Origin of the sequence: Rhodoferax ferrireducens, from assembly GCF_003347515.1 — a bacterium.
Lineage (GTDB): Bacteria > Pseudomonadota > Gammaproteobacteria > Burkholderiales > Burkholderiaceae_C > Rhodoferax.
Window position 1 is genome coordinate 15932 of sequence record NZ_QEII01000304.1, and the last position, 11947, is coordinate 27878.

Annotated in this window: 14 protein-coding genes; 3 read left to right on the plus strand and 11 right to left on the minus strand. The window is 57.3% G+C overall.

The window, feature by feature from the left end:
- Position 1 precedes the first annotated feature (1 nt).
- The 11 genes from C5P05_RS24105 to C5P05_RS24155 all read right to left on the minus strand — a co-directional run bounded on the left by C5P05_RS24105 (position 2) and on the right by C5P05_RS24155 (position 9527).
- Positions 2 to 421 (minus strand): biopolymer transporter ExbD, encoded by a 420-nt coding sequence (locus C5P05_RS24105; protein ID WP_114972408.1) that lies wholly within the window; start codon positions 419 to 421, stop codon positions 2 to 4.
- A gap of 27 nt (positions 422 to 448) precedes the next feature.
- Positions 449 to 1141, minus strand: a complete 693-nt coding sequence (gene tolQ / locus C5P05_RS24110) for a protein TolQ (RefSeq protein ID WP_114972409.1) — start codon at positions 1139 to 1141, stop codon at positions 449 to 451.
- Positions 1138 to 1566, minus strand: coding sequence for a tol-pal system-associated acyl-CoA thioesterase (gene ybgC / locus C5P05_RS24115; RefSeq protein WP_114972410.1), 429 nt, complete (start codon positions 1564 to 1566; stop codon positions 1138 to 1140). The genes tolQ and ybgC overlap by 4 nt, the downstream gene beginning before the upstream one ends.
- Positions 1563 to 2747, minus strand: coding sequence for a pyridoxal phosphate-dependent aminotransferase (locus C5P05_RS24120; protein WP_114972411.1), 1185 nt, complete (start codon positions 2745 to 2747; stop codon positions 1563 to 1565). Before C5P05_RS24120 ends, ybgC begins: the two co-directional genes overlap by 4 nt.
- On the minus strand, positions 2744 to 3277 hold the full coding sequence (gene nusB / locus C5P05_RS24125) for a transcription antitermination factor NusB (RefSeq protein ID WP_114972412.1): 534 nt from the start codon (positions 3275 to 3277) through the stop codon (positions 2744 to 2746). The genes C5P05_RS24120 and nusB overlap by 4 nt, the downstream gene beginning before the upstream one ends.
- Positions 3277 to 3750 (minus strand): 6,7-dimethyl-8-ribityllumazine synthase, encoded by a 474-nt coding sequence (gene ribH / locus C5P05_RS24130; protein WP_114972413.1) that lies wholly within the window; start codon positions 3748 to 3750, stop codon positions 3277 to 3279. The genes nusB and ribH overlap by 1 nt, the downstream gene beginning before the upstream one ends.
- A gap of 10 nt (positions 3751 to 3760) precedes the next feature.
- Positions 3761 to 4876: a bifunctional 3,4-dihydroxy-2-butanone-4-phosphate synthase/GTP cyclohydrolase II gene (gene ribBA, locus C5P05_RS24135; RefSeq protein ID WP_114972414.1), complete on the minus strand. Its 1116-nt coding sequence runs from the start codon at positions 4874 to 4876 to the stop codon at positions 3761 to 3763.
- A gap of 54 nt (positions 4877 to 4930) precedes the next feature.
- Positions 4931 to 5575, minus strand: coding sequence for a riboflavin synthase (locus C5P05_RS24140; RefSeq protein WP_114972415.1), 645 nt, complete (start codon positions 5573 to 5575; stop codon positions 4931 to 4933).
- A gap of 57 nt (positions 5576 to 5632) precedes the next feature.
- Positions 5633 to 6751: a bifunctional diaminohydroxyphosphoribosylaminopyrimidine deaminase/5-amino-6-(5-phosphoribosylamino)uracil reductase RibD gene (ribD, locus tag C5P05_RS24145; protein ID WP_114972416.1), complete on the minus strand. Its 1119-nt coding sequence runs from the start codon at positions 6749 to 6751 to the stop codon at positions 5633 to 5635.
- A gap of 217 nt (positions 6752 to 6968) precedes the next feature.
- Positions 6969 to 7286 carry a hypothetical protein gene (locus C5P05_RS24150; RefSeq protein WP_114972417.1) on the minus strand — a complete coding sequence of 106 codons (318 nt, stop codon included), beginning with the start codon at positions 7284 to 7286 and terminating at the stop codon, positions 6969 to 6971.
- Positions 7287 to 7304: 18 nt separating this feature from the next.
- Positions 7305 to 9527: an O-antigen ligase family protein gene (locus tag C5P05_RS24155; RefSeq protein WP_114972418.1), complete on the minus strand. Its 2223-nt coding sequence runs from the start codon at positions 9525 to 9527 to the stop codon at positions 7305 to 7307.
- Between the two features lie 237 nt (positions 9528 to 9764).
- Between C5P05_RS24155 and pilV the strand changes: the two genes are divergently transcribed.
- The 3 genes from pilV to C5P05_RS24170 are packed head-to-tail and all read left to right on the plus strand — an operon-like array spanning position 9765 to position 11946.
- Positions 9765 to 10343 (plus strand): type IV pilus modification protein PilV, encoded by a 579-nt coding sequence (gene pilV / locus C5P05_RS24160; RefSeq protein WP_114972419.1) that lies wholly within the window; start codon positions 9765 to 9767, stop codon positions 10341 to 10343.
- A complete protein-coding gene (locus C5P05_RS24165) occupies positions 10340 to 11278 on the plus strand; it encodes a PilW family protein (protein WP_114972499.1) in 939 nt (312 codons plus the stop codon). Before pilV ends, C5P05_RS24165 begins: the two co-directional genes overlap by 4 nt.
- Positions 11275 to 11946: a pilus assembly PilX family protein gene (locus C5P05_RS24170; protein ID WP_114972420.1), complete on the plus strand. Its 672-nt coding sequence runs from the start codon at positions 11275 to 11277 to the stop codon at positions 11944 to 11946. The genes C5P05_RS24165 and C5P05_RS24170 overlap by 4 nt, the downstream gene beginning before the upstream one ends.
- Position 11947: the final 1 nt, after the last annotated feature.

The following is an 11947-nucleotide window of genomic DNA, read 5'->3' on the forward strand; positions in this document are numbered from 1 at the left end:
TCTAGTTGGCCAGTTGCACCGACAAACCCACGCGCTGCACGCCCTCGCGTTGCAGCTTGTCCATGACCTTGACGACGGACTCGTACTTGATGTTTTTGTCCGCGCTGATGACCACGGCCGAATTATTCACACCACTTTGGGCTTTTTTGACCGCACTGGCGATGTCCTTGAGCCCGAGAGAGGTGGACTTTTCCTGGATTTTCATCTCGATTGATTCGTCTTTGCCAATGACGAGTTGAATCACCTGGTCCGGCTGCTTGGCGGCCTTGCCGACACTGGGCAAATCGATCACGCTGGGTGTGATGAGCGGCGCCGTCACCATGAAGATGATCAGCAGCACCAGCATCACGTCGATGAAGGGCACCATGTTGATTTCGTTGATGGTGCGGCGTCCGCGTCCGCGGCTCACTAGGGATGCCATGGTCAAACTCCTTGTCTAACTTTTACGTTAATGCCCGGAGGCCGACTGCGCGCCCACATTGCGCTGCAGAATATTGGAGAACTCCTCGATGAAGGTTTCCAGGCGGATCGCGATGCGGTCAATGTCCCGGGCAAATCGGTTGTACGCCACCACGGCCGGGATGGCCGCAAACAGGCCAATGGCGGTGGCCACCAGCGCTTCGGCAATGCCGGGGGCGACCGTGGAGAGCGTGACGGTTTGCAATGACGCCAGCCCGGTGAAAGCGTGCATGATGCCCCACACGGTGCCGAACAGCCCCACATAGGGCGAGACCGAGCCGACCGAGGCCAGGAACGACAGATTGGTTTCCACCACATCCATCTCGCGCTGAAAACTGGCCCGCATGGCCCGGCGCGCGCCGTCCATCAGGGTGCTGGCATCGATGATTTTTCTCTCGTGCAACTTCTGGTATTCACGCATGCCACTGGCAAAAATGCGCTCCATCGGCCCGGAGTGGCGGGCGTTTTTGGCAGCGGCGCCAAACAGGTCATTCAGGCTGGTGCCGGACCAGAACTCGCGCTCAAAACCGTCGTTGAGCGACTTCACCCGCTTCAGTGCAAACAGCTTGCGGAAAATGGCGGCCCAGCTGGACACGGAGATGACCACCAGCAACAGCATCACCAATTGCACGACCGCACTGGCGTTGAGGACCAGATGGAGGATCGACAGGTCTTGATTCATTTCAGGATTTCCAATAGGTTTGGCGGGATTCTTGCGAGCTTGTAGCTGCTTGCATCCACCCAGCCGATGCGGATGGTAGCTTCACAGAGCAGCGTATTTTCTGCCTGTGTCTTCAGGAATGCCTGTTGTCGTATTGTCATGGATACTCGCCCGACCTCCAGCGGCATGGCTGTAACAAAAAGTTCATCGTCCAGGCGGGCTGGCCTGTGATAACGGATCGAGGTGTCGCTCACCACAAACATGCCACCGGTGCGGTCACGCAACGCACGTTGTTCAATGCCCAGAGAGCGCAGCCATTCGGTGCGCGCCCGCTCGAAGAACTTCAGGTAATTGGCATAGAACACGATGCCGCCGGCATCCGTGTCCTCCCAATACACCCGCACGGGCCACGAAAACGTCCGTCCTGCTGGAACGGAGCTTGTCATGAAAGCAAGGCCTTCAATCGTTCAATGGCCTGCTGCAACTGCGGCATGGCGCTGGCGGTGGAAAAACGGATGAAGTTGTGTGTTTCGGCGGTACCAAAGTCGCGTCCGGGCGTGACGGCGACGTGGGCTCGTTTCATCAGCTCAAACGAAAGGTTCCAGCTGTCCTTGATATCCAATCTCTTGCAGGCGGCGGAGCAGTCGGCCCAGGCGTAAAAAGCGCCGTCGGGCATCACTGGCACGTTCAGGTCCAAGGCATTGAGTGCGGGGATGAAGTAGTCGCGCCGGGCCTTGAATTCGGCGCGTCGCCGTTCGTATTCGGCAATGCTTTCTGCCTCAAAGCAGGCCAGGGCGGCGTACTGCGAAATCGTGCTGGGGCAGATAAACAGGTTTTGGGCCAGGCGCTCGATGACGGGCACGACGCGTTCGGGCACCACCATCCAGCCCAGCCGCCAGCCGGTCATGTTGAAGTATTTGCTGAAACTGTTGATGCTGATGAGATTCTCATCCAGCGCTAGCGCGGTCTGGCCATATTGCGCGTCATAGCTCAGGCCGAGGTAGATCTCGTCCACCAGCGTGATGCCGCCCTTGTCGCTGACCACCTCATGAATGCGGCGCAGCTCGGCTGGGTGAATGGATGTACCGGTGGGATTGGAGGGTGAGGCCAGCAACACGCCCCGGGTCTTCTCGCTCCAGGCGGCCTGCACCTTGTCGGCGCTGAGTTGAAAGCGCTCGGCCGCCGTGGTTGGGATCAGCACCGCCGTACCATCCGCTGCGCTCACAAAATGCCGGTTGCACGGGTAGCTGGGGTCGGGCATGAGAATCTCGTCACCCGATTCGATCAGGGCCAGGCAGGCCAGTTGCAGGGCGGCGGAGGCGCCGGCCGTGATCACAATGCGGCCGGCGGGCACTGTGACGTTAAAACGCTGCATGTACCAGTCGCTGATACGCTCACGCAGTGCCGGCATGCCCGTTGCCTGCGTGTAGTGCGTCAAGCCGTCGCGCACGGCTTTGCAGGCAGCTTCCTGGACCAGCGGTGGGGCGGTAAAGTCTGGCTCGCCAATGTTCAGAAAGATCATGGGCGAGGCCGTGTGCGCGACCTCCTGGGCCATGGCAGAGGCCGCCTTGGCCACCTCCATCACATAAAACGGCTCAATGCGCTGCGCACGCCCGGAAATTTTCATGAGCGGGATTTACCCCGGTCTGCGGCCATCTCAGCAGCACGCAGAGTCGGCGCCAGTCCGTTCAACACCGCGTTGACGTATTTGTGGCCGTCGGTGCCGCCAAACTCTTTGGCCAGCTCCACGCATTCATTCAGTACCACGCGCCACGGCACATCCAGGCAATGCTTGAACTCATAAGCGCCTATCCACATGACGGCGTGCTCAACCGGTGAAATTTCTGCGAGCTTGCGGTCCAGCAGGGGCAGAAGCAGGACGTCTAATTCAGCCGCTTCTTCGGTGCAGCCATGCAGCAAAGCATCAAAGTGCACGGAATCCGATTTTGAAAATCCCGCTAGATCCCGCGTGAACGCATCAATGTCGTCCACGGCGTTCTTGCCAACCAGGGTTTGGTACAACGCCTGCAACGCAAATTCGCGGGCGCGTGAACGCTCCGATTTGCTGCCAGCCTTGCGCGCACCGGTGCTTGTGAGGCCGGTACGGGGCTGGCGGGGCGGGCGGTTGCCCGCAGGTTTGGGGCTTAGTTCATTCATCAAATTTCTTCCAGCAGGTTGGCCATTTCTACGGCGACATGGGCGGCATCGCGCCCTTTTTCGGTTTTTCTGGCTATCGCCTGCTCCAGATTCTCGGTCGTGAGAATCGCGTTGGCGATGGGCAACTGGTAGTCGAGTGCGACCCGGCTCACGCCGGCGCCGGATTCATTTGCGACCAACTCAAAATGGTAGGTTTCGCCCCGAATAATGCAGCCAATGGCCACCAGCGCGTCGTATTTCAGTTTTTCGGCCATGGCCATCAGGGCGACCGGGACTTCCAGCGCGCCGGGCACCAGCACCAGGTCTATGTTTTTTTCCAGCACGCCCAGCGCGATCAGTTCACTCTTGCAAGCCTCGGCCAGTGCGTTGGTAATGGGCTCGTTAAAACGGGCCTGCACGATGCCAATGGTCAGTTTTTTGCCATTCAAGCGGTTGTCCGTGGAATCCAGTGTTCCTTTGTCTGCGCCAAACATGATTCTTCCTTTACTTCGTGACGTAGCCGGCAATTTCCAGGCCATAGCCTGTCATGCTGGGCATGCGGCGGGGATTGCCCATGAGGTTCATTTTGTGCACGCCGCATTCGCGCAGGATTTGCGCGCCAATGCCATAGCTGCGCAAGTCCATGCGACCGCGTTCCGGGCCATGGCTGGCACGGGCGGTGCCGTCGATTTGCGCCAGCAATTGCTCGGCACTCTCGCCACAGTTGAGCAAGACCACCACGCCTTGACCCTCCGAGGCGATGCGTGCCAGGCTGGCATCCAGACTCCAGGAGTGCATGGCACGGCCCACTTCCAGCGCGTCCAGCACCGACAGCGGTTCGTGTACGCGGGCCAATACCGTATCATCCGACGTCCACTGGCCCTTGACCAGCGCCAGATGAACGCCGTGGGCGGTCTTGTCCTTGAAGGCGTGAAGCGTGAATTCGCCAAAGGCTGTGTTGAGGGCGCGCGTGGCCACCTTCTCAACCAGGGACTCGACCCGGCTGCGATGCGCGATCAGATCGGCAATCGTGCCAATCTTGAGCCCGTGCTGGGCCGCAAACAGTTGCAGGTCAGGCAAACGCGCCATGGTGCCGTCGTCATTCATGATTTCGCAGATCACCGATGCCGGCGAGCAGCCGGCCATGGCCGCCAGGTCGCAACCGGCTTCGGTGTGGCCGGCGCGCATCAGCACGCCGCCTTCGACCGCCTGCAAGGGGAAGATATGGCCGGGTTGAACCAGGTCGTCAGCAGTGGCGTTCTTGGCGACAGCGGCTTGCACGGTGCGGGCGCGGTCTGCGGCAGAGATACCAGTAGTCACGCCTTCAGCGGCCTCAATGGAGACCGTGAACGCCGTCCCCTTTTTGTCGCCATTGCGCAGCGCCATGGGCGGCAATTGCAAACGTTCGCAACGTTCGCGCGTGAGGGTCAGGCAAATCAGGCCGCGGCCAAAACGCGCCATGAAGTTAATCGCGTCAGCCGTCACATGGTCGGCGGCGAGCACCAGATCGCCTTCGTTCTCACGGTCTTCTTCGTCAACCAGAATCACCATGCGTCCGGCGCGCATATCAGCCACGATGTCTTCAACCGGAGAAATTGCCACGGGGGAGGGGGCGGTCATGCGAGTATCTTTCAGGAGGTGTTTGGGTAAGGAAGGTGCCAGAGCGGCAGCGCATCAAGGCGCGACCGGGCTAGGCTGCTGCGGGTCTGCGCTGAGCATCCGCTCGACATAGCGCGCGATTAAATCAATCTCTAAATTAACCTGTGATCCAGGCTTCAGCGTTCCAAGGGCTGTATTTTTAACCGTGTGCGGGATCAAGTTGATACTGGCTTCGCAGCCGGTCTCCAGATCCTGGATGCGGTTCACGGTCAGGCTGACGCCATTAACTGTAATTGACCCTTTGTAGGCGAGGTATTTGGCCAGTGCTTTGGGCGCCAGCACACGCAGATCCCAGCTTTCGCCAACCTGCGCAAAATGCGTCACTTCGCCAATGCCATCGACATGGCCGGACACCATGTGGCCGCCCAGCCGGTCATTGGCGCGCAGGGCTTTTTCAAGGTTGATGGCGCCAGTCTGGCCCAGCCCGGCAGTCTTGGCCAGCGATTCGGCGGAGATGTCGACCTTGAACTGACGGTGTGCTGCGTCAAACTCGGTCACGGTCATGCAGGCCCCATTCAGCGCGATGCTGTCGCCTAGGCCGACGTCGTCGAGATAGGCAGCCGGGCACTCAATGGTGAGGCGTTTGCCGTGGGTTGAAGAGCTGCCGAGGGCGTTGGCGGCGACGATGCACCCCATGCCGGTGATGATTCCAGTAAACATCCGGCTATTTTCGCAGGGAAAGCGCCCTTGGCCGGGCTGGGCGCCAAAACTTGTCGCCTAAAACTGGTCACGACCCGGAATTCGGGCCACGATGCGCAGGTCGGGCCCCAGCATGTCGGTGGACTTGAACGCCAGCGGAATGGCCTGGGACAGCTCGGATAAAGGTCCAAAACTGGCCATGTCGCGGCCCTGGCCTATGAGTTTGGGGGCCAGGTAAACCACAAATTCGTCCACCAGCCCTTCGCGAATCAGGGAGCCATTGAGCTTGTGGCCGGCTTCTACATGCAGTTCATTGATCTCGCGTGCAGCGAGATCGCGCAGCATGGCGGCCAAGTCGACCTTGCCTTGCGTGCCGGCTTGCTGGCCCGGCAGGTAGATGACGGTGGCACCCAACGCTTCCAACGCTGTTTTTTTGGCATGGTTTGGCACTGCAGCGTAGATATACAGAGCGCGACCAGCTATGAAAAGATGAGCATCCAGTGGCATCTCAAGGCGACTGTCCACGACGACCAGATGCGGCTGGCGGGGTGTATCCACCAAGCGCACGTCCAATCGCGGGTTGTCTGCCAGCACGGTGCCAATGCCCGTGAGCACAGCGCAGGCGCGGGCGCGCCAGGCGTGGCCATCGGTGCGGGCGGCATCTGAGGTGATCCATTGGCTGGCGCCGTTGTTTAACGCAGTCTTGCCATCCAGCGAGGCGGCGATTTTCATGCGCACCCAAGGGGTTTTCCGGATCATGCGGCTGAAGAAGCCGATGTTGAGTTCGCGGGATTCTGCTGCACCGGGGCCGACCACCACTTCGATGCCTGCAGCGCGAAGACGGTCAAAGCCTTGGCCGGAGACGAGTGGGTTGGGATCGGCGATGGATGCGACAACTTTTTTGATACCGGCGGCGATCAGAGCATCGCAGCAGGGACCGGTGCGGCCGTGGTGGGAGCAGGGCTCCAAAGTGACATAAGCGGTAGCGCCCACGACCGAGTGGCCGCGAGCACTAGCATCTCGCAACGCTATGATTTCCGCATGTGGGCCACCGGCATGTTGGGTGTGACCTTGGCCGAGCACTTGCCCGTCGGGGCTGGCGAGGATGCAGCCTACGCGGGGGTTTGGGGAGGTGAGCAGCAGGCTTTGGGTGGCCAGCGCCAAGGCTTGTGCAAGGAAAACGGTGGTATCAGGCATGAAGGGTTTGGCGTATGGGTTGGCTATTCAAAGTAATCTGGCGCAAATCCATGATCTGCTCGTCATACCGGACTTGATCCGGTATCTATGCATCGAATTTTATATGGAAAATAGCCATCTAGCCCATGCTATATATGCGCAAGTAGCTATTTAATCTGTAGCGTCTCAACCTCAAAACCGACGATGTTTCGGGTGGCTTTGCTGAACTCAACCCCGATCAGGTGGATCGGCTCGCCACGGGCTTTGAATTTGTCGGGATAGCCTTGGGACTTGATTTGCTACAGGGCATTGCTGTCCTACTTTGCAGCAGGCTGTCATTGAGCGCGGCTTGCACCTCAAGGTTCGGGTATTTCAGCCTCAACTCCAGACGCCCCAAAATACTGCGGTGGCTGGCAATGGTCAGATAGCCCGCCTGAAACATCAGTGCTTCTACCGGAATGTTGTCCACATCAACGGTTGAGAGCAGTGCCTCAGTGGCCACGATGCGCGTCAGGTCGGGCGTGAACTGCTGGCGTTGTTGCAGCAGTTTGATCAAAAACGTGGGCGTGCCCGCCTATAGTTCAACGGCGGACAATTCAAAACGGTAACTCGGCGGAATCTTTTTCAGGATGGATTCTTTCGCCGGTTCAGGTGTGGCGCTAAGGGCTGCACGGTATGCTTTCAGGGCTTTGTCGTGGTCCTTGACTTCCATTTTTTCGCTGTAAATCTCACCCAGTTTTAGCCACCCATCCGTAGCCTCTCCTGGCCATCGGTCAATGCGAAGTTCCAGCGCCTGGATCATCAGTGACCAGTCGTGGGTTCGAGCGCCAAATAAATACGCCGCGTACACCAAGTCGTAGTCGATGACACCATCTTTGAAAAGCATCTTGATTTCCTGTGCGGCCTGGTGCTCCTGGCCGGTACGCTCCAGAAACATCACGTTGAGGGTACGAACTGCTGGGGCAGTAGGTTGCAGCCGCTTGGCGCGTTCCAGGTATTTCTGTGCTTGCTGCAGGTTACCTCCCACAAGATACGCTCTTGAAATGTTTGCAATGATGGCTACAACATTCGGACGTGACTCCAAAACTGATTCCCATATCCATAGCGCATTTTTCCAGTCGCCCCAGCTGGCCATCTCGTCGGCAGCCATGGGGGTGAGTTTGCGATAGTGTCTGTTCAAGTCGATGCCACTGCGCATCAGCGCAAGGACTTCTTCCTTGGTAGCATTCCAGTAGGGGTTATTCGGCTGACCTGACTTGGAAATGGTGAGGGCCAATTTGATGCCTCTAACCAGGGTGCGTTCACAGTAAGCAGCGCGCTGGGTGATATAGATGGCCAACATCATGCAGGCCACGCTAACGGCCAATGCCAATTTCAAGGCGTTTGCTTTGTACATGGTTTGGCTGGAGAGCAGCCTCCCCCGTAAACCAAGACTGGCATCAGAACCAGCCAACAGGCCAAGGCTCACGGCAAACAGGGCACCGGTGCTTGCCATGCGCCAGGGGAATCCGGCATTACTGACAATCAACAGCATCAGAATGCTTGCCAGTGCTGTTGCTCGAAGCAGTATCTGCTGTTGGTTGGGATCTTTGGTCGCAGTCCATGTTGTTCTAGCCGAGTAGGCAAGATACGCAAACAGCAGTCCCAAAAACAGCCAACCCAACACACCATATTCAGCCAGCAACTGCAAGAACTCGTTGTGGGCGTAAAAATCAGTCTCCAATTGGGTGCCAGCCCGTTGATAAAGTGGTGCCTGTACCTCCCACGCGCCAGCGCCAACGCCTGTGACCGGGTTCGCCGCAATCATTCGTCCTGTGGCGAACCACATTACGGAGCGAATTGAAAAAGAGCCAGTGGTGTATTCATCGGTCTGCATCATCGACATCGCTCGACCGGTTGCCCGCACGAGCGCGTTGACCGGCCCGAACTCGCTGATGAGTTTTGGATTCCCGGTGGGGATTAAGCCGAGCACCAGGGTGGTCCCTAGCAAGATGGCCCCAGCCACGACCGCTTTGCGCCGATTCCAGGCAAATGCTTCCAGTTGTTTTCTGCTCCTGAAGTAGAGCAGAAGCAATAGCGGCGCCAGAACAAGCAAAGCAATCAGTGCTGAACGGGTACCCGTCATCATCAGCGCGGCCAGATTCATTCCAATGCTGGCCGCAAGTGCGAACGCCTGTTGGTTGCTTCGGGATTTAAGGAGCAAGTAAACGGAGTAGGGCATTGCACTGATGGAAAATTCAGCGAAAAAATTCCTGTTAACAAACGTCGAGGCAGGATTGGGGCCCTGGGGAAACAGGTTGAAATCATTCAGAAACTGCATAACAGTCCACACCGATGCCAGCGTGACGCCCAGATGAATGCCCCAAGGCAGGCGCCTTTCCAGATCTGATAGCCGGGTGTTCATGCACAACCACAGGATCAGGCCGAAGAGGAACCAGCGGATGGCTTCAACGCCTGCCAGATAGGCGTGCGACCAAACCATGCTGCCTACAGCGTAGCCAGCTAGTGCCAGCGGCAGCCAAAGAAGTCCATGCCAGACCAGCATTGTCGGTTTGCCGAGGTGCCGCCAGAAAAACAACAAACCAGCGCTCAGACTGAACAGCGACACAATCGCCGACTTGAGCGTGTCCTGCAGCATTTCCTCGCTGGGCACACCCATTGCAGGCGCCATGACCATCATCAGGCCAAGCAACAGGCCGACCCACCGGCCGGTTTGATCTTCCATCATCGTCACCTCCAGCGCAGTTGCTGCTGCTGGAAGTGTGGTTTTCCTTGAATTCTTGGCCTTGGTATTCATGGTAATTTGGTGTTCAACAGCGTCACTCTTTTAGTCTTTTAGCTCTGCAGCACTGCAAAGAACTGTGTTTCAAATTTCAAGAAAAGTAACGCAAGATCCAATGTCTGAATGATATTTCCATAGAAAATTAGCCTAGTTTGTGAATAAAAACAGCGGATTCTCACCATTTGTCTGCTCAAAATGACCGTTCTTCGCAGCAGCTTATCAAGGTCCATTGCAGCACACTAAAGTCAAACTATGTCACGCCATTCCTTCAAAGTTCATGTAAGGGGATTCTCATTGATTGAGGTCCTGATTTCCATTTTGATTCTGTCATTTGGTGTTCTGGCCATGGGTGGGCTCCAACTTGCAACGCTCAAGAGCAACCAGATCGCCGGAAACTCATCCATGGCAGCGACCTTGGCCAAGGACTACACGGAAATGATGCGGTCGAATTGGACGGTGTCAAACAACACCTCCACGGTGGCTGGCGTTAACCCCTATCTGTTTGACTCGAATGACATCACAAAGACATCTACCTATTGCACAACGATGGGAACGACAAGCACGATGGCAGCCTTGCATGTCGCCGACTGGGCGCAAAGGGTCAGTTGCCAATTGCCGTCGGCACGTGCCGTTGTTTGTAGGGACCCTGCGCCGCGCAATGCCGATGGAAGTTATCGTTGGAGTTGTGGCGCCAACGACAGCGCCACGGTATCGATCAAGATCGGATGGATCGATAAGCGTGAAAGTATCGAGCGCGGCACCACGACCGTGAGTGCAACGCCGCTCAATCCGCAATTGGTGATGTCTGGCATGACGGGGTACGCAGAATGAAGGCGCGCGCTGATTTTGGTTGGCAACAAGGTTTGACTTTAGTGGAGTTGCTGGTTGCCCTGGCTATTTCATTGGTCATTGTGATCGCAGCGTCGACCTTCTTTTTGGGCAGCACCCGTTCGCGTGACACGCAGGACGCGGCAAGCCTGCTGCAAGACAATGCGCGCTTCGCAACGGAAGTGATCACCCGAAGCATTCAGCAAGCCGGTTATCAAAATTACATATGGAGCACAGCTGGCGCTGCGTCTCGCAGGGAGGTAGCTCCGCCCAGCGACGAAGAGCCTGACATCCGGGGGTACAACAATAGTGCTGCTGGCACGAGCACTGACAACGGAGACCACGACACCTCAACCAATCGCATCAATAACAGCGACACACTTGTGGCGCGTTTCCAGGGTTCCAGCAATGCCAGCGGGGCCGATGGGAGCATGATCGATTGCATGGGACGTCCGTTGCCCGCACCGGATGTCCTGGTCACCCGCTATTACAGTATTTTCGAGGTCAGGCAACCAACTGGTTCTGTTGAACCCGAGCTGCGTTGCAAGTACGCGTCCATTAACAGCAGTGGCGCCTTGGCGTTTTCGGCTGAACCTATCGTGAGAGGGGTAGAGTCGTTGCAACTGATGTATGGCGTCGATACGAACGCTGACTCAGTGGCCGACACTTGGCGAAACGCTGAGCAGGTGGACAACGGGTGTAGCGGCGCTGCTTGTATCACCAACTGGCAACAGGTCCGTTCCGTTCGGGTGGGCATGGTGCTGCGTTCACCCACAGCGGTGGCGGTGTCATCAGCCACAGGCACCAGCACCCTGTCACCGCTGGGTGTGTATTTTTCGCAAGGCTTGTCTGCGCCCGACACACTCACGGTCAACAACGCTGATGGTCGTTTGAGAAAAGTCGTGACCTTCACTGTGAACGTGAGGAATACGCTATGAAATTCCAGGTTCGTAATGTTCAAAATGTATTACCAAAACAGGTCGGTTCAAGCCTGGTGGTGGTGCTGATCATGCTGAGTGTCATCATGGTGATCGGGCTGATTTCAACCAAACTGGCTTTGTTCAGCGAACAATCGGCCCGAAATGACCGTGATCGCCAAATTGCCTTCCAGGCGGCCGAGGCTGCGTTGCTGGATGGCGAACTTGACATCATGGGACCCAACACAGCGACTGGCCGCAGGGTGTGCACCTTTGATTCCAAGCAACCTGCAGAATTTGTGGTGGATTGCGGAACACTGACGAAAACTGGCATGTGCCTGAGTTCGACAAACCCCGGGGAAGCGTGGCAAACCATCAAAGCACTTTACACGAGTGAAACCGGAAACTCCACGGACAACGCTGGCAACAAGACCGTGCAGTTGGGTCAGTTCACCGGGCAAACTCTGCCAAATGGCAGTAGTGGCCTGACCGTTCGGCTGCCCCGCTATGTGATCGAAGCCGTTCCCTATGCTGGCACCGGAAACGCCACCGACAACGTAGGTTCATCCAGTTCACCAGAGTATGCATTTCTTGTGACAGCCATGGGTTTTGGCACCCGGGTCGAAACACAGGTTTTGCTTCAAGCCTTGATCTACAAGCCAGCCAATAAACCAGGTGCGGGGTGCTGAT

Excerpts from the sequence above, each read along its gene's own strand:
- C5P05_RS24140 (WP_114972415.1), bottom strand. The coding sequence starts at position 5,575 with ATGTTTACTGGAATCATCACCGGCATGGGGTGCATCGTCGCCGCCAAC.
- ribBA (WP_114972414.1), bottom strand. The coding sequence starts at position 4,876 with ATGACCGCCCCCTCCCCCGTGGCAATTTCTCCGGTTGAAGACATCGTG.
- C5P05_RS24155 (WP_114972418.1), bottom strand. The coding sequence starts at position 9,527 with ATGAATACCAAGGCCAAGAATTCAAGGAAAACCACACTTCCAGCAGCA.
- tolQ (WP_114972409.1), bottom strand. The coding sequence starts at position 1,141 with ATGAATCAAGACCTGTCGATCCTCCATCTGGTCCTCAACGCCAGTGCG.
- ribH (WP_114972413.1), bottom strand. The coding sequence starts at position 3,750 with ATGTTTGGCGCAGACAAAGGAACACTGGATTCCACGGACAACCGCTTG.
- pilV (WP_114972419.1), top strand. The coding sequence starts at position 9,765 with ATGTCACGCCATTCCTTCAAAGTTCATGTAAGGGGATTCTCATTGATT.
- C5P05_RS24120 (WP_114972411.1), bottom strand. The coding sequence starts at position 2,747 with ATGAAAATTTCCGGGCGTGCGCAGCGCATTGAGCCGTTTTATGTGATG.
- C5P05_RS24170 (WP_114972420.1), top strand. The coding sequence starts at position 11,275 with ATGAAATTCCAGGTTCGTAATGTTCAAAATGTATTACCAAAACAGGTC.
- ybgC (WP_114972410.1), bottom strand. The coding sequence starts at position 1,566 with ATGACAAGCTCCGTTCCAGCAGGACGGACGTTTTCGTGGCCCGTGCGG.
- ribD (WP_114972416.1), bottom strand. The coding sequence starts at position 6,751 with ATGCCTGATACCACCGTTTTCCTTGCACAAGCCTTGGCGCTGGCCACC.
- C5P05_RS24105 (WP_114972408.1), bottom strand. The coding sequence starts at position 421 with ATGGCATCCCTAGTGAGCCGCGGACGCGGACGCCGCACCATCAACGAA.
- C5P05_RS24165 (WP_114972499.1), top strand. The coding sequence starts at position 10,340 with ATGAAGGCGCGCGCTGATTTTGGTTGGCAACAAGGTTTGACTTTAGTG.
- nusB (WP_114972412.1), bottom strand. The coding sequence starts at position 3,277 with ATGAATGAACTAAGCCCCAAACCTGCGGGCAACCGCCCGCCCCGCCAG.